The sequence below is a fragment of the Bradyrhizobium algeriense genome, assembly GCF_036924595.1.
GTDB classification, from domain to species: domain Bacteria; phylum Pseudomonadota; class Alphaproteobacteria; order Rhizobiales; family Xanthobacteraceae; genus Bradyrhizobium; species Bradyrhizobium algeriense.
Genome location: NZ_JAZHRV010000001.1, coordinates 7,459,377 through 7,481,899, shown reverse-complemented (window position 1 = coordinate 7,481,899; position 22,523 = coordinate 7,459,377). Strand labels below are relative to the sequence as shown.

The window sequence follows — 22,523 nt, the reverse complement described above, 5'->3', positions numbered from 1 at the left end:
GGGGCAAGCGGATAAGATTTAGACCGAGCTCTGTTCGTTAAGCGCGACCAGACCGACTTCCTGGAATTTTGCCGTAACGATGTCCTTGTCGAACGGCTTCATGATGTATTCGTTGGCGCCGGCATGCAGCGCACGCGAGATATGATCCATGCTGTTCTCGGTGGTGCAGAACACCACCTTGGGCGCGTCGCCGCCGGGCAGGCGGCGCAGATTGCCGAGGAATTCGTAGCCGTCCATGACCGGCATGTTCCAGTCGAGCAGAACCGCGTCAGGCATGGCCTCCTTGCAGGACGCAAGCGCCTGCTCGCCGTCCTCGGCCTCGGTGATCTGGAAGTCCATATCTTCCAGGATGCGGCGCGCGATCTTTCGCACGACGCTGGAGTCATCGACCACAAGACAGGTTTTCATTTCAGGCCTCCTTGTTTGACGCGCGATATTACGCTGCGAGGGTTGTTTTTGGCACGATTTCCAGAACGCGATCGATGTCGAGGACGACCATGAGCTGGCCGTCGAGACGGTGAACACCGCCGGCGAGCTTGGCCATGCGGGGGTCGAGGTTGACGGGGTTTTCCTCGCGGCCGTTATCGTGGAGTTTCAAGACCTCGCCGATCTGGTCGATCAAGAGGCCGTAGGATTCGCCGCGCAGATCGACGCCGACCGCCATCGGCGGCTTGCCGTCATCGTTCTTGGGTAGGCCTAAGCGAGCGCGCATGTCGACCACGGTGACGATGCGGCCGCGCAGGTTGAGCACGCCGGCGATCTCGGCCGACGACAGGGGAACGCGCGTCAGCCGTTCCGGCATGAACACGTCCTGCACCCGCGAAATCGGCAGGCCGAACAATTGCCCGCCGATCACGGCGGTGACGTATTCGGCCACGGTGCCCTCGATGGTCTCGGTCTTGGTTGTCATCACTGTTTACCCCTAGGCCGCGCGACTGGTCTCGGCGGTCTGTTCCTTGAGCGCCGCGATCAGGCCGGGACGGTCGAACTTGGCGACGTAATCGTGGAAGCCGGCCTGCCGCCCGCGCTCGATCGCCGCCGGCGACACCAGCGAGGACAAAGCGATGATCGGCATCGTGCTCAGATTGTGGTCGGCGCGGATCACTTCCGCGAACTCGAAGCCGTTCATGTCCGGCATTTCGATGTCGGTCAGCACCACGTCGTAGTTGTGGCCGGAGCGCAGCGCGGAAAGCCCCTCCTGCGCATTGACGGCGACCCGCACCTTGTAGCCGGCGGCCTTCAAGACCGGGGCCAGCATGTTGCGGAAGAACGCCGAGTCGTCGACCAGCAGCACCGATCGCGCCGTCGATGACTCCCGCATCTCCTTGCGCGAGAACCAGTCGGCAAACGCCATCGGCAGGAAGTGGCCGACGTCGATCACTTCGGTGGCCTGGCCCTTGATCACGGCCGAACCCAGAATGCCGTCGTGCTGGCCGGCGACCTCGATGTGCAGCCGCTCTTCGACGATGTCGATGATCTCGTCGACCACGAGCCCCATCGAGCGGCCGTCGTCGGCGAACACCAGGATCGGCTGCGAGCCTTGGGTCTGGACGGTGACCCCCTTCATCTGCACCAGCGGCATCAGCTGCTCGCGGTACTGCACCATGTGGCGGCCGTTAGAGAGCTCGATCTTGTCGGTGGTGATCTCCTCCAGCCGGGTGACGAGCCCGAGCGGCACCGCCTTGGGCTGGCTCGATCCGGCGCGGAACACCAAGAGCGAGGTGAGCTGTTCGCCGCCGATCGCATGCGCGGCCGAGGCCTCGTCGGCCATCTCATGGGCCGAGGAGCCGGAGGCGCCGAGCGCTTTCGCAATGCCGTTGGGGTCGATGATCATGATCACGGCGCCGTCGCCCAGGATGGTGTTGCCGGAGAACATGTCGATGTGCCGCAGCTTGGTGGACATCGGCTTGACCACGATTTCTTCGGTGTGGAACACGCCGTCGACCACGATGCCAAAGGTCTGGCTGCCGACCTGCGTCACCACGATGAAGCCGTTCTCGGGGTCGCTTGACGAGCCGTCGTCGATCTTGAGGAGCTTCTTCAGGTGCATCAGCGGCAACAGCTTGTTGCGCAACCTGAGGACCGCGGTGTCCTTGATGCGCTCGATGCGGTGTTCGGAGTTGGCGCGCGCCCGCACCAGTTCGACCACGGAGAGCTGCGGGATCGCAAAGCGGTCGCCGGCGGCTTCCACGATCAGGGCCGAGACGATGGCCAGCGTCAGCGGGATCTTGATGGTGACGGAAGAACCCTCGCCGGCCACCGACTTGATGTCGATGGTGCCGCCGATCTGGTCGATATTGGTGCGCACCACGTCCATGCCGACGCCGCGGCCGGAGACCGAGGTGACGGCGGCGGCCGTTGAGAAGCCCGGCGCAAAGATGAACTTGTGGATCTGGGCTTCGGTCATCTTCTCCAGCTCGGCCTCGCTGACGAGACCGTTCTGCAGCGCCTTGGCCTTGATCCGCTCGGTGTTGAGCCCACGGCCATTATCGGCGATGCAGATGATGATGTGGCCGCCCTCGTGATAGGCGGAAAGGCGGATGGTGCCCTGCTCGCCCTTGCCGTTGGCGACGCGCTCGGCCGGGGTCTCCAGGCCGTGGTCGGCGGAGTTGCGCACCATGTGCGTCAACGGATCCTTGATCAGGTCGAGCACCTGCCGATCGAGTTCGGTATCGGCGCCGTGCATCTCGAGTTCGATCTGCTTGCCGAGTTCGCCGGAGAGGTCGCGGACGATGCGCGGCAGCTTCTGCCAGGCATTGCCGATCGGCTGCATCCGCGTCTTCATGACGCCTTCCTGCAGCTCGGCGGTGACGTTCGACAAACGCTGCAGCGGCACCTTGAACTCGGTGTCCTCGTTGCGGCGGGAGATTTCCAAAAGCTGGTTGCGCGTCAACACCAGCTCGGAGACCATGGTCATCAGATGTTCGAGCGTGTCGACGTTGACGCGGATCGACTGGTTGGCGATCTTGTCGGCTTCCTGGACGTCGGTGTCGGCGACGGCGGCGCGCTTGGCCGGCTTTGCCTTCGCGGTTTCCTTGGCGGTTTCCTTGGCAACTTCCTTGGCTTCCGGCGCGGCCGGCTTGGCGGCGGCGGGCGCCGGTGCGGCCGGCTTGGCGACGGGGGCCGGCGCGGGTTTGGGCGCGGGCGCGGCTTCGATCTCGGTCTCGCGGAAGGCGCGTTCGAGGTCGTCGAGCGAGACCTCGCCGGGACGCAAGGGGCGCTCCAGCACCTGGTCCACCAGGGTGCCCGCCGTCATTGCGGGCTGCACCGGCGGTGCGGCGACCACGGGGACAGGTGCGGGTTGAGCGGGCGCTTCGGCCGCCGCATGCTTGGCGCCTTCGGCCATCGCATGCAGCTTCTCGATCAGGTCTTCGTCGGTGCCTTCGGGTTCGGTCTCGGTGGCCTCGAGGCCGGCGAGGATTTCCTTGATGCGGTCGATCGAGGACAGGATCAGCGTCACGGCTTCGGCCTTGACCGGCATGCCGTCTCGGAATTTGCCCATCAGCGTCTCGCCGGCATGGGCCAGCGCTTCCAGCCGCGGCAGCCCCAGGAAGCCGCAGGTGCCCTTGATGGTGTGGACCAGCCGGAAGATGTTATCCAGGATCTTCGCGTCGCTCGGGTCCTGCTCGAACCGCACCAACTGATTATCGACCGTATCCAGGCTCTCGCTGGTCTCCGTCAGGAACTCCCGCAACAGGTCGTCCATATGAGCATGCCTTCCAAGAAATCAAATATCGGCCTTCTGCAAACTAACCCTTCGGATTTCACGGCTACGTTAATTTTGCTGTCCGTGCTAATACGGACATGGTGAACGAAATATCGTCATGGGCCGTTCGCGGCGGCACGGTCGACGACACTTGCGCGACCGACGACGATGAAGCCGTAGCCTTGTAGCCTGACGTCGCCATCCCGCTTAGCGCAGGAGCTGCAGCACGCTCTGCTGCGACTGGTTGGCCAGCGCCAGCGCGGACACCGCGATCGACTGGCGGGTCGACAGCGCCTGGCTGTTCGCCGCTTCCTCGTTGGTGTCGGCCAGCGTCAGGTTCGACGAGCCGGTCTGCAGCACGTTGATCAGGTTCTTCGAGAAGTCCTGACGGATCTGCACGATCGACAGGTTCGAACCGAGGGCAGAAGCCTGGGAGCGCAGCAGGGTCGAGGCGCTGCTCAGGTTGGCAATAACCTCGTTGGTAGCGGAGTTGTCGAAGAAGTCAGTCGACTGCAGCGAGAGGAGGTTCTGGCGAACCGAAGCAATGTCATTTATGGTAAACAGAGTTCTACGATGCAGGCTCTCCTCCCCGTCGCGGCGACGACGCCGGCGGATGCCGCGCAAGGCGGGAGATTGCGAAAGGCCTCCGATAGCCGCGCATCGAGCCGTCGAACGAGCGCTCGCCGGCCGGCAGCGAAAGATCGGCGACGAGCCGCTAGTTCGACTGGACGACGCCGCTGAAGCGGGACCGGGCTTCGGCAAGACATTCGTTAACGAGCGCCAGCAGCGCCCCCGGCGTGAACGGCTTGCGCAGGCAGCGCGCGGCGCCGAGTTCGAGCGCCATGCGCAAAAAGTCCGGCGCCGGCGAGTCGAGGTTGGCAAAGGCGTATCCCGACATCGCAATCAGGGGGATCGTCGGCGCGCGCTCGTGGAATATCCTGATCGATTCGAAGCCGCGCATGTGCGGCATGAAGATGTCGACGAGCATCAGGTCAAAGCCGGCGTCTTCCAGCGCACGAAGCCCGGCGTCGCCGCCATCGGCTATCGTCACGTCAAAGCCGTGACGCTCGAGATAGATCTCGATCGCCGCGCAGACCATGGGATCGTCATCGACCACCAAGATGCGCCGCATGAGCCACCTCCCTCGCCGCGTCGGACGCTCAATGCGCCTTTTCAGCCATCCCTGCCAAAAGGGACAACCGTCCACCCAATCGCGAGGGCAGTTTTGCCTTGCGAATCAGTGCACCATCGCGCCGCAAATCGCCCGGTCTGTCTGCCCTCTACAGTATATAAGGCCGGTTCCATAACCGTGCCGTCGGGCCGACAAGACACGTTCGATCGCCTTCGATGAAAGCGGCATTGTGCCCTCTCGATTGTCGCGGCTTCTCTGGCGTTCGCGCCGCCCTGCCCGCATCTCGAAACCGCCTCGGCGGTACTTGACGACGGGTCGGCGCTGACCAATGCGACCATTGTCGCGCCGGCACGGCCGCCGTCGTCGTCGCGGATCGGGCCGCAGCCAGCGGAGCGAAAACACCTGGCACGGCATGCAGCCCCGGCTGATGAAATGCCTGGCGATCTGCTGCGCGCAAATGCGTCTCACCCGGTCGAGCCCCGCTCGTCGCGCCTGTTGTTGCCCGCGCGGAATTTGCGCGACGCAAGGCACTGCCGCCGATCCAGGAAGTCCTCGCACGGATAATCGGCGTGCACGGACCGCGGTCTCGATCGCGGCGGGGACCGCCGGGCGCTCACCTCTTTATCCTTATAATCCGGCTTTATAATACGGCCCGACCGCGGCGCCGACGGCGTGCGGCTATTTGCCAATTTTTCTTGCCAATAAAACGTGCGGCTATTTGCCAATTTTTCTTGCCAATAAAATATGCAAGGATCATGCTGCATTTCCGATTGTACGCATGAGACGTCAGAGACCGGCTTGGCCCGTAAGGCAGGAGACTGCTTTGGATTCAGCCCCTCGTTCTCAGAATGGATTTTTGTCCTCGCTGACCGCGGACGATTTCGAATTGCTTCGTCCGCATCTGCGCGCCGCCGATCTCAGCCAGGACATGGTGCTGGTCGAAGTCGACGAAACGCTCAAGCGTGCATACCTCCCGCACAAGGGCGTCATCTCGCTGGTCGTCAAGCTCGCACGCGGCGAGCATGTCCAGATCGCGATGATCGGCCGCGACAGCATCTTCGGTGCATTCTCCGCGCTCGGCGACGCCGTCGCACTGAATACCGCCGAGGTGCTGGTGCCCGGCGCCGCCTCGACGATCGATCTCGACCAGCTTCGTCTTGCGGCAGACCAGAGCGCCACGTTGCGTACCGCGCTGACGCGGCATGGCCTCGCCGTCTATGCGCAAATCCAGCAGACCGCCGGCTGCAACGCCTCGCACACGGTGGAATCCCGGCTGGCGCGATGCCTGTTGCATACGCGCGACCTCTCCGGCAGCGACAAGCTCGTCCTGACCCAGGAAGCGATGGCCCAGATGATCGGCGCGCGCCGCAACAGCGTTTCGCTGGTGGCCAACACGCTGCAGCAGGCAAACTTCATCCACTACAGCCGCGGACATATCGAAATCACCAACGTGGACGGCCTGATCAAGACTTCCTGCGAGTGCTACGCGACGGTCAAGTCGCAGTACACGAGGCTGCTGCATCCGCGCATCCACTGCGCGGCCGCATGACCGCTTCCCGAGATCGACGGCGGCGCAGCCCGATCTGTGATACGCATCTCGCCGTCGTTGCGCGCGAGGATTGCGCAATCCCCCGATATCTTACCGTATTGTTACGGCCGATCGCCGCCTCTGCGGCGTTCCGACCCCGGCGCCGAGTTAACGCGCTGTTCAATGAGCCCTGATACTTGTCACGGTGCTGACGGGTGCGGGTTCGGGAAAGACAATCGATCCTCTTTTCGCGTTCAACGCGCATTCACCTGTGTTCGGCGGCTTGCTGTTTGCGCGGAGTTAAGGAACATGGCTTTTGACTTGTCGATGCCGATCCTGGTGGTCGATGACTACAGCACCATGATCCGCATCATCCGCAACCTTCTGAAGCAGCTGGGATTCGAGAATGTCGACGAGGCCAGCGACGGATCGACCGCGCTCGCCAAGATGCAGACCAAGCGGTACGGCCTCGTGATCTCCGACTGGAACATGGAGCCGATGACCGGCTACGACCTGCTCAAGGAAGTCCGCGCCAGCCCGGAATTCTCCAAGACGCCCTTCATCATGATTACGGCTGAATCCAAGACCGAAAACGTCATTGCCGCGAAGAAGGCCGGCGTCAACAATTACATCGTCAAGCCCTTCAATGCCGCGACGCTGAAGACCAAGATGGAAGCGGTGTTTCCCGGTTCAGCCGACTGACATCCGCCGGGAGCGTATCGCTGCCTCCAGGGCCACGCCGCACGTCCGTCGCCGATGCCGATGCAACGACCTGCAAGCGGCGCACCTCACAAGATTATCTTTTCGAGAGCCGGTTCGCTCCGCGCCGCCGACGCGGGCTAGCCGTACTTCTACGGTTTGAGATTTTCACCTCCGGATAACGTTGACTGAGGATAGTGCCGGGACCAACGGAGTGCCCTCATGTTCACGTTTGAAACGAGCGATCAGAAGGAAGTGCGGCGTTTCCGTATCGCCCAGTTCAATGGCAGGACCGCAACCGTGCGCTCGGCCGGATCGGCGGTCACAGGCCACGTTCGATCGATCGTGGAAAACAAGTCGAGCGTTCCGGCGGCGTGGACCATCACGATCATCCCGGAAGAGCCCAGGCCCACCCTCGCATTACGGCCCGCGCCGCGCGCTCGCTCCTACATGGAAGACCTCTGCTGAACGGCAGAACGCGCGATCTAGAGCGGGATGACTTTTCTTCGAATCGTCATCCCGTTCTATCTCTTTGATTTGAGCATGATCTCCGGGCAAACGCTCCGCGTTTGTCCCGAGGGAAAACCAGAGGCCACTTTTCCGGATCATGCTCTAGCAAGCCTGCCCGCTTCCGGCACATCGATAGCTTGAAACCGCGCCGCTCAGCGGCGCGTCGCAGGCATCATTTTCAGAAAAAATCAGGCGGGCTGCAGCAACGCCTTGCGGACAAGATCTGCGGTGTTGCGGGCGCCAAGCTTGCGCATGGCCTCGGCGCGATGGCTCTCGAACGTCCTTGGGCTGATACTCATCCGCAAGGCACCTTGCTTGTTGGAGCAGCCTTCACTGATCAGGCTCAGCACCTCGCGCTCGCGCTTGGTCAGCGGCTTCTGGCCGGTCTCCGCGGCGAACATCAGGCCCGCCCTGCGGGCTCCATCCGCGGGGTGGCGGGCCCGGACCTCGCTTGTCTGCTTGCCGCCGGCATCGCAGGCCGGCGCCGGATGATTGTCCGACATCTGCTTCACCAGCGCGCAGACGCGCTCGGTCTGCTGAAGCGCATTCTCCACCACTTGTTGCAGATAGAGCCGGTTGCCGGACGCTTGCGAAAACTGGTGGCTGTGCTGCTTGATCTCATTCATGTAGAGCAGCAGTGCCGTCAGGGGTCCGTTCAACTGCCGGGCAATCGTAGCGCTCGCCTCTTCCGCAGCATGCGAGCGCGCGGCGGACAGTTGAACGATCTCAGGATTCTCTTCGAGAGGTGTGATGCTTTCCATCCACTTCGTGAAGTGCGAATCAGCGGCGCGATGGTCTTGTCCTGACATATAACTTTTTTATCGGCTCCACGCTCCTTCATGGTTAATTTCAGGGCCAGTATGAATACGGAGAAATCGATCAGCGAGTCCTATTGGCAGGCCGAAACTGGCCGAAATTCACTCGAAATCGGCTATTTTGGATCAAAATAGATGATCGAAAGGTAAATACCGTAGCCCGTTACCCCCGCATTTCTACGGTAACCGCATTTACTTTGTTAATGGACTTCAACCTGGTTCCCGCTTTCCGAGCCCGTTGGACGCGCGAGTCCGCGCCCCCGCTCCGACGCAATATTTCCGCGCGCCTGGGCATCGCCCGGAGTGGGGGATCGTCGGGCTGAGGGGATGAGAGCAGGATCCGGCGGTCGTCCGGTTCGATCCTTGCAGACTGGGACAGACATACCGAGGCGGCCGCGCTTCGCCGCGGAATAGCGCAAGCGCCGTCAGTTGCGTATGATTTGTTTCACAACCGGCCGCGAAAACGCGGGGAGACAACGCCGCCCTGTTCCGCCGATTCCGATTTACAGGCCGCAGTCACCTCGCAATGATCAAGGCCCAAATCATCCCGCAACGAATCCAAAAAGGAGACCGCGATGTCGCTAGCAAAGGGATCATGGATGAGAATGGCCGTGCTGGCCGGCGGCTTGGCTAGCGTCCTGGCGTTCAGTTCGGGCGCGACGGCACAAACCGCGCCGCCACAAACCGCATCGCCACCGGCGGAGAACGCGGCGCCGACGGCCGACAATGCCGTGATGCTGACCGTTTTCTTAAAGCACGACCAGTCGCGGCCGCTGAGCGAGCTCAACGCGCAGCTCCAGCGCCAGGGATATTACAAGGCTTTCCCGCCTGATGGCGTCGAGGTCGTGAGCTGGTATGTGATGATGGGAATAGGCCAGGTGGTGACGCTGCGGCTGCCGGCGTCCCGGTTGCGCGAAGTCAACCGTATCCTCGAGAACACCGCCTGGGGCAGCTACCGCACCGAGTTCTATCCGACCTATGATTACAAGGCGATCGGCATCGCGGCGCACGAGAAAGCGCAGTAGAGCGGCGCGGAACAGTTCCGATCGTAATGACCCCGAGGGTCAGCCGAGCCTGGAGATCTGCTCCTCGGTCACGACCCGCTCGATGTTCTCGGTCTTGCTCTTGATACGATAGCGCGGGCGGCCGTCGGCCTCGATCGGCAGGCAGGTCACGATGGTGTAGATGCTGCGTTCCTTCGCCGTGGCGCGGCCCTGCGGGCCCTGCTGCTGGTGGTGAACGTCGTCATTGATCGCGAAATTATGGGCCATCGCCGGTCTTTCCGTTGAAAAAAGGCTTGTAGACTCAACGGCCTCGCAAGGCAACAGATCGTTCGGCGGATTTGACCCGAGATAATCTCGGGTTCCACCCGTCAGGCCATCAAGAGCGCCTTTCGCTTAGCCACCCGCGCGATCGATTGCTCGATTGCCGAACCGGACAAGGTCTTGTCGCGCAGGCTCTGTTCGACGTATTCGGCGATCGCGGTCATTTCGTGCTCCTGATCGAACAGGTTGTTGCCGATGCAGAGCATGTCCATGCCGGCCTTCAGCGATTGCAGGCTGGCCTCCCTGGAGCCCAGGGCCTTCTGCAATCCCTGCATCTGCATGTCGTCGGTGATCAGTAGCGTATCCGGAAGGCGCTTGCGCAAACGGCCAAGCCCCGCCGCGGACAGCGTCATCGGGCGATCCTGGTCCCATTGCCTGACGATGGCATGGCTGACCAGCACCGCATCGCCGAACATCCTTGGCGCGAGCGAATAGAACAGCTCTTCCTGTTCGGGGACAAATGCATCGGAAATATCCATGAATTCCTGATGCGAATCCACCGCCGCGCCGCCGATGCCGGGGAAATGCTTCAGGCAAAGTCCGATGCGCTGCGCCCGCGCCACTTCGCTTGCCAGCAGCGCATTGGCTTCCACCTCGGCGATGTCGGCGGAAAAGGAACGCTTGATCCTGCCGATATTGGGATTTTCGGGATTGTAATCGATATCGACCACCGGCGCGAAATCATAGTGGATGCCGAGCCGCCGCATCTCGGCAAAGCTCGCGGTGAGGATCGCGCGCTTCTCTTCCGGCGCGAGATGGTTGAATTCCCTTGCGCTCGGCAACGGCGCAAAGCCGCGGCTTTCCTTCAGCCGCCGCACCAGGCCGCCCTCCTGGTCGATGAACACCATCGGGCCTGACGGCAATGCTGCAATCTCCGCGCAGAGGCGCTGCACCTGTTCGGGCGATTCGATGTTGTTGTCGTATTGTTGCGTCCGGCAGGAATAGTCGAACAGGATCGCGCCGCCGAGGCCGTGGCGGGCGGCGAACTCCTTCAGCCAAACCGGGACGGTCTTGCCGAAGAAGCCGAGGATGAAGAGTTCGCCGATGGGCATGCGATAGCCTCAGGCGTAGCGCTTTCGGTTAGGCCAGGTTCAGCAAATCATCGCGCCACGCATGAGGAAGATAGCTCACTCCCCGGGCCATACCAATTGGTGACCCTGCCAATTAGGTGACCCGGATCACATCGCATCGCAGCCGGCGCCTCTAGGGGTGGATCATCGCAGAGCGATCCCCGCTCTGCCCAACCTAAGGAGACGTGCATGACGAAGATCAACAAGATCATTACCGCCGCGATCGCTGCTCTGGCGTTGACCACCGCTTCCTTGGCCATCCCGGGTCAGGCTTTCGCGGGAGGTCATGGTCACGGTGGACATGGCCACGGTGGCCACGGCCATCACGGGCATGGCCATGGTCACTTTGGCCATGGTCATTTTGGGCATGGTCATCATCACCACGGCCATCGCCATCATTTCCATGTTTATAACAGCTGCTGGAAATGGAGCCCCTACGGCCCGGTCAACGTCTGCTACCGCTATTATTGATTCGAGATCAGGAAAAGAAGCTCGCCCGGGCCGAGCGGCTCGGGCGAGTTTCTCGATTCCATGATGATCGCCGTGATCGTCTGCCTGGGCCCAGCAACCAATCTCGTTGCACTCATCGGCCTGCCGCACCGCCAGCAAGCATTTGCCTGTCACCATCCTGGCTCCCCCTGCTGCGCCAAATGCCTGCGAGGCGGCTGGGGTGATCTGCCGGCTCTGCGCTCTGCCCGTTTAGCGCGAGCTGTCCGATCCTGACGAAACCTCACCAGGATCAAGCCGCAGGTTCGATGGCAGCTTGAGCCTCAAGGCTTGCTCCGCAAGCACCGCCTCCATGAACGCACACGCCCTTCAACGCATTGGTTTCGAGTGTCTCGGCTCGCGTGTCTTGGCTTCGCGTTCGATGCGCGTCGAACGGAATTGGCAAAGAAAGCCGGGTTCCGGTTGCGGCAAGCTGGATATGTGATGCCTCGCACATTTGTCGTCGCGCAGGTGGGCTAGGCTTCAATTCGCGAGAGGCGCGGTGGGGAGACTTCGCCCGCGTCAGTCGCCTTTCTGGCACCAAGCACACAGCTGAGAGCGTACAACAATGCGGCGCATCCCAAATTTCCGATCGATCGACCCGGTATCAAGCCGATCATTGCGGCGAGGATTTCGCTACGCGATTTCGGCGGCCATGAAGCGGGCAGTAGTCATAATGGCCTGCTGCTCCGCGCTGCTGATCGCTCCCCACACTGCCCTTGCCGACACCGCGTCCGATCAGAAAATGGTCAATCACTACGAACAGGCGGCGCAAGCGGGCGATGACGATGCCCAGTTCTATCTTGGGGCGCTTCATTCCGCGGGCGTCGGCCGTACGCGTAGCGACGCGGAGGCATTTCGCTGGTTCTCGCGCGCTGCCGATCAGGGGCACGCCCACGCCAGTTTGATCGTTGCCGGCCTCTACGCGAGCGGGCGTGGCACAACGAAGGACAATGTGAAGGCCTATAGCTGGGCCTACATCGTCGCTTCGGCGAGCAAGCTCGACGAGGACCGCAACGGTGCGCGGCAACTGATGTCGCTGCTCATGAAGAAGATGACGAGCGATGAGATCGGCCGTGCAGTAGTGGCCGCGAGAGCCTGGCGCGCCGTTCGGACTGCTGGCGCGACCAAGGCTGCGAATATCGAAAGAGCTATTGAGCAGGACCAGGCCTCGCCCGCGGCGCCCCCTCCTGCGCCCGCGGTCGTGCAGCCGGCGCCCGCAGCCTCGGCGGCGCCCGCGGTCTCGCAACCGGCTTCATCCAACGTCACGGTATTGCCGGCATCTCCCAAGGCCACGTCGGCAGCTCAAGTGAAGAATGCAAAGCGAGATGATGCTCGTGAGCTGCTCGACCAGGTTCCTCCGGGCCTGCGCAAGCGATTTGGCTTCTGATTTAAGGGGACGCACCATGAAATTGCAGCATCTCGTCGCAACCGGAATTCTGGCCATCGCCACCGCAGGGGCCGGCTATTACGGCTACTCCCATTTGCTTCATCCACCGCTGGTGACCACCAGCTATGCGAGCCTCGCGGCGGTTTCCGAAGCCGTTTACGGAACCGGCACGGTCGAGCCCGAGCGCTGGGCCAAAGTGGTGCCGCTGCAGCGCCGCCGGCTGGTCGACCTTTGCCGATGCGAGGGACAGGTGGTCAAGTCCGGCCAGATCCTCGGCCGCCAGGACGACGCCGAGGAGCGCAGCGCGCTGGAGCAGATGGAAATCAATCGAGGCCAGCTCGAACGTGATCTGACGCGCGCCGAGAAGGATCGCGACAAGAACGACGCCGCGCGCACCGAGTACGAGCAGCGCTGGACCAAGCTCGAGGAAGCAAAGTCGCGGATCGCCGCACAGAAGGTGCGGCTCGACTCGCTGATCTTGAGAGCTCCGCTCGACGGCATGGTCCTGCGGCGCGACAGCGAGGTCGGCGAGATCGCCGGTCCCACCGATGTCCTGTTCTGGGTGGGACCGCCTGCGCCGATGCAGGTCGTCGCCGAAATCAACGAGGAAGAGATCAACCGCATCGCGGCCGGCCAGAAGGCTTTTCTGCGCAGCGAGGCTTTTCCCGGAAGGGCGCTGCGCGCCACGGTCTCCCAGATCACGCCCAAGGGCGACCCGACCCGAAAAACCTTCCGCGTCTATTTGCGGCTGCCACAGGATACGCCGCTGCGGATCGGCATGTCAGTCGAGACCAACATCATTTTCCGCGAGAAGCCGGCGGCCATCGTCGTGCCGGCAGAGGCCATCGCAGGCGATGCGGTTCAGATGGTTGATGACGGCCGGATCAAGCGCGTGCCCATAACGGTCGGCATCCGCGGCAGCCGCAACACCGAGATCATCGGCGACGTATCCAAGGGCACCACCGTGCTTTCGCCCGCACGCAGGGATCTCGCTGACGGCGCCAGGATTCGTATCGACAACAGCATGACCAGAGCCGCGGAGCCGGCGGCCGTGGGCGAACCGGCCGATCAGCCTGGCGCAACGCCCGAAGCGGCCGTGGTAGCCTCGGTCACCACAGCGCCTTCGGATCCCGATGATGCGGTGATTTCGGCAGCCATGACCGCCCACATCGATTCCGTGGTCAGTGACGCGCGTCGCAACTTCATCAGCAACAGCCGGTAGCCGCCGTGAAGCTTATATTCAACATCGCATGGACCCATGTCAGCACCCGGGTGCGGCAGACCCTCGTGGGCATGGCTGGCGTGTCCATGGGGGTCGGCTTCACCATCATGATGGCGGGCCTGATGCAGGGTTCGCAGATCGACTTCCTGCGGCAGCTCGTCGACACCATGCCGCATATCACGGTCGAGGATGAGCGGCGCTCCGTGCCGACGCAACCCGCAGAGCAGGAATATGCGGCGGTCCAGATGCCTGATATCGCCAATGTCGGCAAACGTGCCGGAATCAAATATCCGGAATCTGCGATGAGCTCACTGCGCTCCTGGATACCTGGCGACGTGGCTCCCTCGGCCAAGACCACCGCGATCATCAATCACGGCGGCGCGCGCATCGGCATCACCTTGACCGGCATCGACACCCGCCGCGAGGTTCAGGTCTCGAAACTCGCCACGCAAATGCGTGAGGGAAAGCTCGACGACCTTTCACGCGCGCCGAACGGCATCATCATGGGTGAGGCCCTGGCCGAAAAACTCGGCGTGAAAACCGGCAACACCGTCCTCCTGATCGGCGGCCAGGGCGTCCAGCTGAATTCGACGGTGGCCGGGCTCTATCGCTCCGGCCTGAAGCGTGTCGATGAGAGCCAGATCTATTCGCTGATGGGGCCGGCGCAGGTCATGATGGGACAAAGCGGGGTCGTCAACCAGCTGCGACTGCGGTTGAACGATCCGATGGCGGCGCAAAAGATCGCAGCCCAGGTCGAAGCGCAGACCGGCTACAAGTCGGTGTCGTGGCAGGAAGCCAATGCCGACTTGCTGTCATCCTTTACCGTGCGCGATTTCATCGTGCTCACCGTGATGGGCGCGATGTTGCTGACATCGTCCTTTGCCACCTACAACATCATATCGACGATCACCCACGAAAAGCGCCAGGACATCGCGATCATGAAATCGCTGGGCATGCGCGAGTATGCGGTGCGGCGGATTTTCATCATCGAAGCCGCCATCATCGGCGTGGTCGGCATCCTGTTCGGGTGGATCCTCGGTTATCTGCTCTGCTACGGCTGGTCGAAGATCACGATCTTCAATCCGCTGACGGGCTCGACCGTTCCGCTGCAGATCTATTACTCGCTGACGCATTATTTGATCGCCGGCGGCATATCCCTTGTCTGCTGCGCAGGGGCGGCCTATTTCCCGGCGCGCAAGGCAACCAGCGTGCATCCAGTTGAAATCATCCGGGGGGCATCATGACCGAGGTCGCTTTGCAGGCGGTAGAACTCGTCCGCCGCATCGAGGGCGCTGTTTCGCACACCCTCGTCAACGGCATTGATCTTGCGGTGAACAAGGGCGAGTTCGTCGCCATTACCGGGCCGTCGGGATCGGGCAAATCGTCGCTGCTCTATCTGCTGGGCCTGCTCGATGCGCCCAGCGAAGGCGAGGTCATCATCTGCGGTCAGCCGACCTCGAAATTGTCGGAATCGGACCGGGCCGATGTCCGCCTGACCAAATGCGGCTTCGTGTTCCAGTTCCATTTCCTGCTGCCGGAGTTCACCTCGCTCGACAATGTGCTGCTGCCGATGCGCGCCGCCGGCATTATGGCTGAAGCCGAGATGCGCGAGCGCGGCCTTGCGCTACTGGACTCGCTTGGGCTTGCCGAGCACGCCAACAAGCGCCCCAACGCGCTCTCCGGCGGCCAGCGCCAGCGCGTCGCCATCGCCCGCGCGCTAGCCAACCGCCCCGAGATTATTGTCGCCGACGAGCCGACCGGCGCACTCGATACGGCCTCGACGGAGCAGGTGTTCTCGATCCTCCGCAACATCGCCGACCAGGGCCAGACCGTGGTCGTGGTGACCCACGATCCAGCGCTCGCCGCCCGCGCCGACCGCCGCATCCACATCGTCGACGGCAAGATCGCGGAGATTACGGGAAGGGGTGGAGGCGAGCTGGTTTGCGAGACAGTGAGTTAATTACTCTTGCGAGCCACGATGTAAGGGCGGTTGTCGTTGCCCTTCGTTGCGTGGTTTTCAGTGACAAGAATGTCGAAGCCTGCGGCAGATATTTGTTGGCTCAGGTCCGCCGCCCGAAAGACGCCTGCATAAGGTGCCATGCCGATCGCGCGCATCGGGGGCAAGGCAAACCGGAGCAGCGGATTCATATCCCCGACGCAGGGTGTCTTGGAGATGAACAAGCCTTCCGTTGCAAGTAAGCCGTGGACGCAGCGCAGCGTGCCGGGCAGATCGCGGACCAGATGAAGATAGTTGAATCCTAGAACCGCGTTAAACTTTGTCGCGTCAGGCGCAAGCGCTTCTGCGGTCGCGGTGCGGAAGACAAGGGCCGGGATGGGAGCAGCGGCGTGTTTCTCATTCGCAATCGTGATCATGCCAGCGGAAATATCCGTCGCAAGATAGTCTTGCACATCGCCAGCGAGCCGAAGCGCCGTTGTTCCTGTTCCGCAGCCCAACTCCAACACCCTGTCGCCCGATCCCAACAGGGCGCGGGTCCGGTCCAGCGTGCGCTCATATCCGGCCTGATCCGCCATCGCACTCCTGGCGTACTTCCGTGAAGTCCGGTCCCAGAAACGGGCGTCGCTCGTGATGCTCATGATGGTTGCTCCAGAGATCGCGACCTTGCGCTGGTCGGCATTAAGCTTGCCTATTCGGCATTAAGAAGGTCGGAGGCAAAGCCGCGTCCGCTCAAGTCGAGCCCGCAGAAGCTCGTGCGGCTATCGGCGGTGATTGGGTAGTTATCTCGCAGAGTATCGCGTAATCGGCGTCAAATAGCGGGCCGAGAACAATGAAGGTGGGACGTCTACGCCATAGCTACCTAATTCCACGCTGCTGCCCTCTCTGTTTGCCGCTCGCGTTGCAACGGGGTTGACGGCCATCCTATCAGAAGGTAGATTATGGTGTGAGCAACTTGTCTACCACCGCTGACGACATCCTGGCTTGCGCGCGTTCTCTGATCGTCGCGGGCGGCTACAACGGTTTCAGTTATGCCGACATTGCTGATGTGGTCGGGATTCGCAAGGCGAGCATCCATCACCATTTCCCAGGCAAGGTCGATCTGGTCCGAACGCTGGTTGCGCGGTATCGGGAAGAAGCTGAAGCGGGGATGGCGAATCTCGAACTTCAGGTATCCGATCCGCTCGAACAGCTTCGGTCCTACGCTGGGTATTGGGAAGCCTGCATCGCGGACGCCAGCGCTCCGTTTTGTGTCTGCGCACTGTTGGCGAGCCAGCTCCCCGTCCTGCCCGAGGAAGTTGGCCTGGAGGTCCGGGCGCATTTCCGCTCCCTGTCAGCGTGGCTGACATCCGTGCTGGAGCGCGGCGCGCGGCACGGCCAACTTCAACTGATGAGTACCCCTCGTGCCGAGGCTGAAGCGTTCATGGCGACGGTTCACGGCGCGATGCTTTCGGCGAGGGCCTATGGCGATCCGAAGATATTCGGCGCCGTGACCGGCCCGCTCTTGCAGCGACTCGCTCGGCGCTTCCCTCCAGATACGGTCCTGGATCTCAAATAACCATAGCCGTGCTCGCTCTGCGACGTTCGTCGAGGGCCTCTACCTACTAGTCGAAAGAGCGATCCAATGACAATTCACAGCGATCTTTCTCGCGCCAGCCAGGAACAATGGCTCAAGCTCTATTACTTTGCTCGGACAGCGTTCTCGGCTGTCTGGGTGGCGGCTGCCTTTACGGTGGGACAGCATTCCTGGGTGATCGCGGCGGTTTTACTCGTGGCTTATCCTGCATGGGATGCCCTCGCCAATTTTGTCGACGCATCGCGCAACGGAGGATTGGGACAGAATCGCGCGCAGACTATCAACGTCGTGGTCAGTGTGGCGACAACGCTCGCGGTGGTTCTCGCGCTGGAGATGAGCATGAATTGGGTGCTCGGGGTGTTCGGCGTTTGGGCGATCCTGTCTGGCCTGCTTCAACTCGGCACCGCAGTCCGCCGTTGGAAGAGCTATGGTGCGCAGTGGGCGATGATCCTGAGCGGAGGGCAATCAGCGCTGGCAGGCACGTTTTTCATCGTGCAGGCGCGGATGCCGATGCCGCCATCCATCACCAACGTGGCCGGCTATGCCGCGGTAGGCGCCTTCTACTTCCTGGTTTCGGCGGTGTGGCTGAGCGTGAGCCAATTGCGGCGGAAGGCTGCATAGAGGTCGAGGACAAGGAGGTCCGCGTCGTGGGGTCCAAGAGCAACCTGCTCCGAACCTTGGTGGCGATCTCTAGCTCTGGCGTAAAATTGGATAGCCTGGGCGTGCCGAGTCTTGTTCCGAAGTGGCGGAGAGGGAGGGATTCGAACCCCCGATAGGCTTGCACCTATGCCGCATTTCGAGTGCGGTGCATTCGACCACTCTGCCACCTCTCCAGGCGCCATTTTCGGGTGATTCCTCGACCCGCGGTCGGGGCGAGTTCTAGGCGAGGAAGGCGGGCCAGACAAGGCGCGGGGCCAAGAAATCCGTGCCGGCGCCAGGAAGCAAAAAAGGAGCCCAAAATGGAGCATTTGACGGTTCAGGCCAATGGCGCGGCCCTTCACGTGGCCCGCATGGGCGCCGGGCGACCGCTGCTGTTGCTGCATGGCTGGCCCGAATTCTGGCTGACCTGGGAGCCGGTGATGACGCGGCTCGCCGATCGCTTCACGCTATATGCACCCGACCTGCGCGGCTTCGGCGACAGCGACAAGCCCGAAGGGCCGTTCGGACCCGACCAGCAGGCCGCCGACATGCTGGCGCTGATGGATGCGCTTGGCCTCGCGCAGGCCGGCATCGTCGGTCACGATGTCGGCGGTGCATTGATGCAGCCGCTGGCGCGGCTGGCGCCGGGGCGCATCGCCGGGCTGTTCTTTTTCGATTTCGTCTATCCGGGAGTCGGGCCCCGGATGGCGGAGCCGGAGCGCCTCAACAACATCTGGTATCAATCCTTTCACCAGATGGAGATGGCGCCTGCCCTCGTCGGCGCGAGCCGCGAAAGCTGCCGGCTTTATATCGGGCATTTCCTGAAAGGCTGGTCGCATCGCAAGCACGCCTTTGACGATCAACTCGAGGCCTTCACCGACAATTTCCTCAAGGACGGAAACCTTGCCGGTGGCTTCGCGCATTACCGCGCAGCCCATGCGGGCCGGATCAGGATGATGAAGGGTGAAGCCCCAGTGCTACAGCCGATCGGCGTGCCGACCTGCGTTCGCTGGGCCGAGCATGATCCGCTGTTTCCTTATGAATGGACCGACCGGCTCGGCGAGACCTTTACAAATCTCGATCTCGCGATGTTTCCGGATGTCGGTCACTTTCCCCATCGCGAGGATCCCGATCGCGCAGCATCGGAGATTGCGGCGTTCTTTACGCGCGTCGGCTGGAGCTGAAGAAAAAATGGGGTGGGACCGCCAGACGCGACAAAAAACTGACGGTCCCGTGCCGCTGCTTTGAAATCCTGGCCGGGAAGTGCGGCTTCACCGGTCAGCGGAGCGACGAAATGACGGTAGCAACCGCGGCGGAAACGACAACGCGAACCCGATTTTAACCTAACCAGTCAACCTTACCGCCCGCGGGAGGCGTCAATCCCGCGCCTTTTTCGGCTTTTTCTCGTCCTTGCCATTGTCCTTGCGCCGATTGGTGAAGCGCGCATTGCCGAGGCCGGTGCCGATAGTCAGCACGCCCCAGCGCTCGACGTCCTGCATGAAGGGAACTTCGGACAGGCCCTGCACCACGGCGTCATTGTGCATCAGCACGGCGGTATCGTGATCGCCGATCTGCGGGATCGCTTCCACCAGGCTTGCGGGCAGGTTGAACTTGCTGCTCTCCCAATTGCCCGGCAGGTTCTGCGCACCCTTTTCGATCGAGCCGTCCTCGTCGATCACGCCGGGACAGGCGATACCGATAAAGGGCGCGAGCTTCAGGCCTTCGGTTTCGGCCGCCGTGATCAAATCCTTCAGCATCTTGACCAGCCGCTTCACCGCGCCTTCGCGCGTCGGCTCATCGTCGGCGTGCCGCCACAACTGGGACTTCCAGACGTCGGCCTTGGAAAGGTCGGGCGCCTTCTTCCAGCGCGTCTCCACCACGCCGCAGCGGATGTTGGTGCCGCCGATATCGACGCCAAGGATGCTGTCATGGCCCTCGAAAATCCACGACGGCGCCAAATGCAGCGTGCCGATCAGGCCGGCGTCATCGGGATGAAAGCGGATCGGCACCAGTTCGACATCGAAATCTTCCGCCTTGAGGATGATGTTGGTGCGGGCGATGGCGAGCTCGCCGACACGGCTCTGCCGGAAACCGCCGCCGACCACGATGCGCTCGGTATCGGCCCACGCCTTGGTCTTGAGAAACCGCCCGGTCACATAGGCCAGCTCCTGGGCGAATTCCTCGATCGCTCCATGCACCAGGGCCGCGGCGCCGATATCGTCGCCAATCAGCGCCTCGTCGAGTTCGGGCTTGGCGATCTCGCCGGCCGGCTTTTTCCCTAAGGGATCGTCGCCGTTTTTCTTCAGCGGCTTGCGCAAGCCGTCCAGGATCTTGCGGAAAGCCCCCTTGCTGGCGCGGTCGCCGAGAAAGCCCTCGTCATCCTTCAGTTCGATGTTGAAACTATCGACCTCAACCGACGGCAGCCGGGTGGCGCCGTGGCGGGCGATGCCCGTGGTCGTTATGGTGTCCTCTGCCATGTGCCCAAGCCCCTGCCAGATTTCGCTGGCGACAACGGGCGGGGAACCCATTGGTTTCATGGGAGGCTCGCTGCAGAGCCGCTGCGGCAGGCCGGATCGTCGGGAAATGCGCCAAATCCTGCATTTTTGGCCGGTTTTACGGGCTGTTTGCCTTGACTCACGGCTTTCTCAGGCTATAAGTCCCCGCATCCGGCGCGGGATTTCTCGCGCCGCTTGTTTTTGCGCGAATTCTGAAGGCGCTCGCCCCTGTTCTGTGGGGTTCGCACCCTAGCCGCGCGAAAATCGTACCCATAACGACTGACCAAAAAGCCGACCCGGGCAGCCCTGTTGGGAATATGTCCGAGGCCGGGATCGAACACGAAGGAAAAAAACGATGTTCGCAGTCATCAAAACCGGCGGCCGGCAATACCGCGTCGTTCCGGATGATGTGCTCGAGATAGGCAAGATCGCCGGCGATGTCGGTACGATCGTGCAGCTTGGTGAAGTTCTGGTGGTCGGCGCTGATACGCCGGTGCTGGGCACGCCGACGGTGGCAGGCGCTTCCGTTGCGGCCGAAGTGCTGGATCACAAGCGCGGCCCCAAGGTGATCGCGTTCAAGAAGCGTCGCCGCAAGAATTCGCGCCGCAAGCGCGGCTATCGCGACGAGATCACGGTGCTTCGCATCACCGAGATCCTGACCGATAACGCCAAGCCTTCGATCGGCCCGCGGCCGAAGAGGGAAAAGGTCGTAGCGCCCGCCGCTGAGGGCGACGACGAGGCACCGAAGGCCGCCAAGAAGAAGGCGCCCGCGAAAAAAGCTGCGGCCAAGCCCGCCGCAAAGAAGGCTCCGGCCAAAAAGGCCTGAGCGACAAGAAGTGATGCGCTTCAACGAAAAGTTGAAGCGCGACAAAAAGTGAAATGATTCCGTCAAGGAATTGATCTAAATATTAGCGAAGTCGGAGACGGGCCATGGCTCACAAAAAAGCAGGCGGTTCATCGCGAAACGGACGCGATTCAGCGGGCAAGCGCCTGGGCATCAAGGCCTATGGCGGCGAGCACGTGATTCCCGGCAACATTATCGCGCGTCAGCGCGGCACCACCTGGCATCCCGGCCTTAATGTCGGCATGGGCACCGATCATACTCTCTTTGCCAAGGTCGAAGGTCATGTCGAATTTCGTGCAAAAGCCAACGGTCGCACTTTCGTATCGGTAGTTCCGATGACGGAGGCGGCCGAATAGACGGTGGACACATCTGAGTCCGCCGGGTCCTGTTGAACCGGCGGAGTCGAAAAGGGCTCCAAGGGGAGGCGGGAAACCGGCCTCCCCTTTTTATTTTGCGCATTTTCGCAATCAGGAGCCCGACATGTTGCAGGACATCCCGATCCCAACCCCGGCCTTGCGCGGGACAAGTAGCTGCGTCCTCGAGACCGAACGGCTGACGTTGCGCCGGCCGACGCTCGCGGACGTAAAAGCGATTGCGCATCTCGCCAACGATCGCCGCATTGCGGAAAACACCCGCCGCCTGCCGTACCCCTATCTGCAGGACCACGCGGTCGAATTCGTGCGCGCGACATCCACCGATAACACCGAGACCGTGTTCCTGATCGAACAGAACTATTCGCCCGTCGGCATGGTCGGCATCGACCGCAGCGAACAGGACGGGCCGGAGCTCGGCTACTGGCTCGGCGTCGCGCATTGGGGCCAGGGCTTCGGCACCGAAGCCGCGCGTGCGGTGATCGATTTCTTCTTCGAGGAGTTCGATGCCGAGCACCTGATTTCGGGCGCCCGCGTCGCCAACCCGGCCTCGCGCAACATCCTGGAGAAATGCGGCTTCCAGTGGAGCGGCGTCGAGCTGCACCGCTTCGAGGCGCTGGGATCCTCGACCCCGGTCGACCGCTTCCGCCTGACGCGCGGCGTCTGGTCGTCGCTGAAGAACTGGGGGAGCTCGACGAGGAGATGAGCGGCAAGTCTCTTACCCCTCCCCTGGAGGGGGAGGGTCGGCTCGTATTGAGCGA

At 62.2% G+C, this 22,523-nt stretch carries 24 protein-coding genes, 1 tRNA gene and 1 pseudogene; 15 read left to right on the top strand and 11 right to left on the bottom strand.

Annotated features, from left to right (window positions below; translation table 11 throughout):
* Window positions 1-18 precede the first annotated feature (18 nt).
* From V1286_RS35960 to V1286_RS35940, 5 genes and pseudogenes are all read right to left on the bottom strand, one after another.
* A complete protein-coding gene (locus tag V1286_RS35960) occupies window positions 19-408 on the bottom strand; it encodes a response regulator (protein ID WP_334488255.1) in 390 nt (129 codons plus the stop codon).
* Between the two features lie 28 nt (window positions 409-436).
* On the bottom strand, window positions 437-910 hold the full coding sequence (locus tag V1286_RS35955; protein WP_334488253.1) for a chemotaxis protein CheW: 474 nt from the start codon (window positions 908-910) through the stop codon (window positions 437-439).
* A 12-nt stretch (window positions 911-922) separates the two neighbouring features.
* The gene (locus V1286_RS35950) at window positions 923-3,706 is read right to left on the bottom strand and encodes a hybrid sensor histidine kinase/response regulator (RefSeq protein WP_334488250.1); all 2,784 of its coding nucleotides are present in this window, start codon (window positions 3,704-3,706) and stop codon (window positions 923-925) included.
* A 207-nt stretch (window positions 3,707-3,913) separates the two neighbouring features.
* Window positions 3,914-4,213 (bottom strand): annotated as a pseudogene (locus V1286_RS35945) (flagellin); the annotation flags it as partial.
* Window positions 4,214-4,421: 208 nt separating this feature from the next.
* Window positions 4,422-4,838, bottom strand: a complete 417-nt coding sequence (locus tag V1286_RS35940) for a response regulator (RefSeq protein WP_334488247.1) — start codon at window positions 4,836-4,838, stop codon at window positions 4,422-4,424.
* Window positions 4,839-5,616: 778 nt separating this feature from the next.
* Here V1286_RS35940 and V1286_RS35935 point away from each other — a divergent pair.
* From V1286_RS35935 to V1286_RS35925, 3 genes are all read left to right on the top strand, one after another.
* A complete protein-coding gene (locus V1286_RS35935) occupies window positions 5,617-6,387 on the top strand; it encodes a Crp/Fnr family transcriptional regulator (protein WP_334488245.1) in 771 nt (256 codons plus the stop codon).
* 288 nt (window positions 6,388-6,675) lie between these two features.
* On the top strand, window positions 6,676-7,068 hold the full coding sequence (locus tag V1286_RS35930) for a response regulator (RefSeq protein WP_334488242.1): 393 nt from the start codon (window positions 6,676-6,678) through the stop codon (window positions 7,066-7,068).
* Between the two features lie 219 nt (window positions 7,069-7,287).
* A complete protein-coding gene (locus tag V1286_RS35925) occupies window positions 7,288-7,533 on the top strand; it encodes a hypothetical protein (RefSeq protein WP_334488239.1) in 246 nt (81 codons plus the stop codon).
* Window positions 7,534-7,763: 230 nt separating this feature from the next.
* Here the strand turns inward: V1286_RS35925 and V1286_RS35920 are convergent, their stop codons facing one another.
* Complete coding sequence (locus V1286_RS35920; protein WP_417021299.1) at window positions 7,764-8,336, bottom strand: LuxR C-terminal-related transcriptional regulator; 573 nt, start codon at window positions 8,334-8,336, stop codon at window positions 7,764-7,766.
* A 653-nt stretch (window positions 8,337-8,989) separates the two neighbouring features.
* Here V1286_RS35920 and V1286_RS35915 point away from each other — a divergent pair.
* Window positions 8,990-9,415 carry a hypothetical protein gene (locus V1286_RS35915; RefSeq protein WP_334490144.1) on the top strand — a complete coding sequence of 142 codons (426 nt, stop codon included), beginning with the start codon at window positions 8,990-8,992 and terminating at the stop codon, window positions 9,413-9,415.
* A 39-nt stretch (window positions 9,416-9,454) separates the two neighbouring features.
* Here V1286_RS35915 and V1286_RS35910 read toward each other — a convergent pair whose 3' ends face one another.
* Both V1286_RS35910 and V1286_RS35905 read right to left on the bottom strand, forming a co-directional pair.
* A complete protein-coding gene (locus tag V1286_RS35910; RefSeq protein ID WP_214488408.1) occupies window positions 9,455-9,661 on the bottom strand; it encodes a hypothetical protein in 207 nt (68 codons plus the stop codon).
* A 101-nt stretch (window positions 9,662-9,762) separates the two neighbouring features.
* On the bottom strand, window positions 9,763-10,767 hold the full coding sequence (locus V1286_RS35905) for a glycoside hydrolase family 3 N-terminal domain-containing protein (RefSeq protein ID WP_334488234.1): 1,005 nt from the start codon (window positions 10,765-10,767) through the stop codon (window positions 9,763-9,765).
* Window positions 10,768-10,974: 207 nt separating this feature from the next.
* Between V1286_RS35905 and V1286_RS35900 the strand changes: the two genes are divergently transcribed.
* The 5 genes from V1286_RS35900 to V1286_RS35880 all read left to right on the top strand — a co-directional run bounded on the left by V1286_RS35900 (window position 10,975) and on the right by V1286_RS35880 (window position 15,843).
* Window positions 10,975-11,256 (top strand): hypothetical protein, encoded by a 282-nt coding sequence (locus V1286_RS35900; RefSeq protein ID WP_334488232.1) that lies wholly within the window; start codon window positions 10,975-10,977, stop codon window positions 11,254-11,256.
* 670 nt (window positions 11,257-11,926) lie between these two features.
* A complete protein-coding gene (locus tag V1286_RS35895; RefSeq protein ID WP_334488230.1) occupies window positions 11,927-12,661 on the top strand; it encodes a tetratricopeptide repeat protein in 735 nt (244 codons plus the stop codon).
* Between the two features lie 16 nt (window positions 12,662-12,677).
* Window positions 12,678-13,883, top strand: coding sequence for an efflux RND transporter periplasmic adaptor subunit (locus V1286_RS35890; RefSeq protein ID WP_334488227.1), 1,206 nt, complete (start codon window positions 12,678-12,680; stop codon window positions 13,881-13,883).
* Between the two features lie 5 nt (window positions 13,884-13,888).
* On the top strand, window positions 13,889-15,127 hold the full coding sequence (locus V1286_RS35885; RefSeq protein ID WP_334488224.1) for an ABC transporter permease: 1,239 nt from the start codon (window positions 13,889-13,891) through the stop codon (window positions 15,125-15,127).
* Window positions 15,124-15,843 carry an ABC transporter ATP-binding protein gene (locus tag V1286_RS35880; protein WP_334488221.1) on the top strand — a complete coding sequence of 240 codons (720 nt, stop codon included), beginning with the start codon at window positions 15,124-15,126 and terminating at the stop codon, window positions 15,841-15,843. The genes V1286_RS35885 and V1286_RS35880 overlap by 4 nt, the downstream gene beginning before the upstream one ends.
* Here V1286_RS35880 and V1286_RS35875 read toward each other — a convergent pair.
* The gene (locus tag V1286_RS35875) at window positions 15,840-16,478 is read right to left on the bottom strand and encodes a class I SAM-dependent methyltransferase (protein WP_334488218.1); all 639 of its coding nucleotides are present in this window, start codon (window positions 16,476-16,478) and stop codon (window positions 15,840-15,842) included. The genes V1286_RS35880 and V1286_RS35875 overlap by 4 nt on opposite strands.
* Window positions 16,479-16,783: 305 nt before the next feature.
* On the opposite strand from V1286_RS35875, the gene V1286_RS35870 reads away from it, so the two are divergent.
* Window positions 16,784-17,395 carry a TetR/AcrR family transcriptional regulator gene (locus V1286_RS35870; protein WP_334488215.1) on the top strand — a complete coding sequence of 204 codons (612 nt, stop codon included), beginning with the start codon at window positions 16,784-16,786 and terminating at the stop codon, window positions 17,393-17,395.
* Window positions 17,396-17,461: 66 nt separating this feature from the next.
* Window positions 17,462-18,034 carry a DUF308 domain-containing protein gene (locus V1286_RS35865; RefSeq protein ID WP_334488212.1) on the top strand — a complete coding sequence of 191 codons (573 nt, stop codon included), beginning with the start codon at window positions 17,462-17,464 and terminating at the stop codon, window positions 18,032-18,034.
* A 122-nt stretch (window positions 18,035-18,156) separates the two neighbouring features.
* On the opposite strand, the gene V1286_RS35860 is transcribed toward V1286_RS35865, so the two are convergent.
* Window positions 18,157-18,246: transfer RNA gene (locus V1286_RS35860), tRNA-Ser, on the bottom strand.
* A gap of 126 nt (window positions 18,247-18,372) precedes the next feature.
* On the opposite strand from V1286_RS35860, the gene V1286_RS35855 reads away from it, so the two are divergent.
* Complete coding sequence (locus V1286_RS35855) at window positions 18,373-19,236, top strand: alpha/beta fold hydrolase (protein WP_334488209.1); 864 nt, start codon at window positions 18,373-18,375, stop codon at window positions 19,234-19,236.
* Window positions 19,237-19,428: 192 nt separating this feature from the next.
* Here the strand turns inward: V1286_RS35855 and V1286_RS35850 are convergent, their stop codons facing one another.
* A complete protein-coding gene (locus tag V1286_RS35850) occupies window positions 19,429-20,529 on the bottom strand; it encodes an ROK family protein (RefSeq protein WP_334488207.1) in 1,101 nt (366 codons plus the stop codon).
* Window positions 20,530-20,902: 373 nt separating this feature from the next.
* Between V1286_RS35850 and rplU the strand changes: the two genes are divergently transcribed.
* The 3 genes from rplU to V1286_RS35835 all read left to right on the top strand — a co-directional run bounded on the left by rplU (window position 20,903) and on the right by V1286_RS35835 (window position 22,468).
* Window positions 20,903-21,373: a 50S ribosomal protein L21 gene (gene rplU / locus V1286_RS35845; protein WP_108520557.1), complete on the top strand. Its 471-nt coding sequence runs from the start codon at window positions 20,903-20,905 to the stop codon at window positions 21,371-21,373.
* 104 nt (window positions 21,374-21,477) lie between these two features.
* Complete coding sequence (rpmA, locus tag V1286_RS35840; protein WP_028348532.1) at window positions 21,478-21,747, top strand: 50S ribosomal protein L27; 270 nt, start codon at window positions 21,478-21,480, stop codon at window positions 21,745-21,747.
* 124 nt (window positions 21,748-21,871) lie between these two features.
* On the top strand, window positions 21,872-22,468 hold the full coding sequence (locus V1286_RS35835; protein WP_334488204.1) for a GNAT family N-acetyltransferase: 597 nt from the start codon (window positions 21,872-21,874) through the stop codon (window positions 22,466-22,468).
* The last annotated feature ends 55 nt before the right edge of the window (window positions 22,469-22,523 follow it).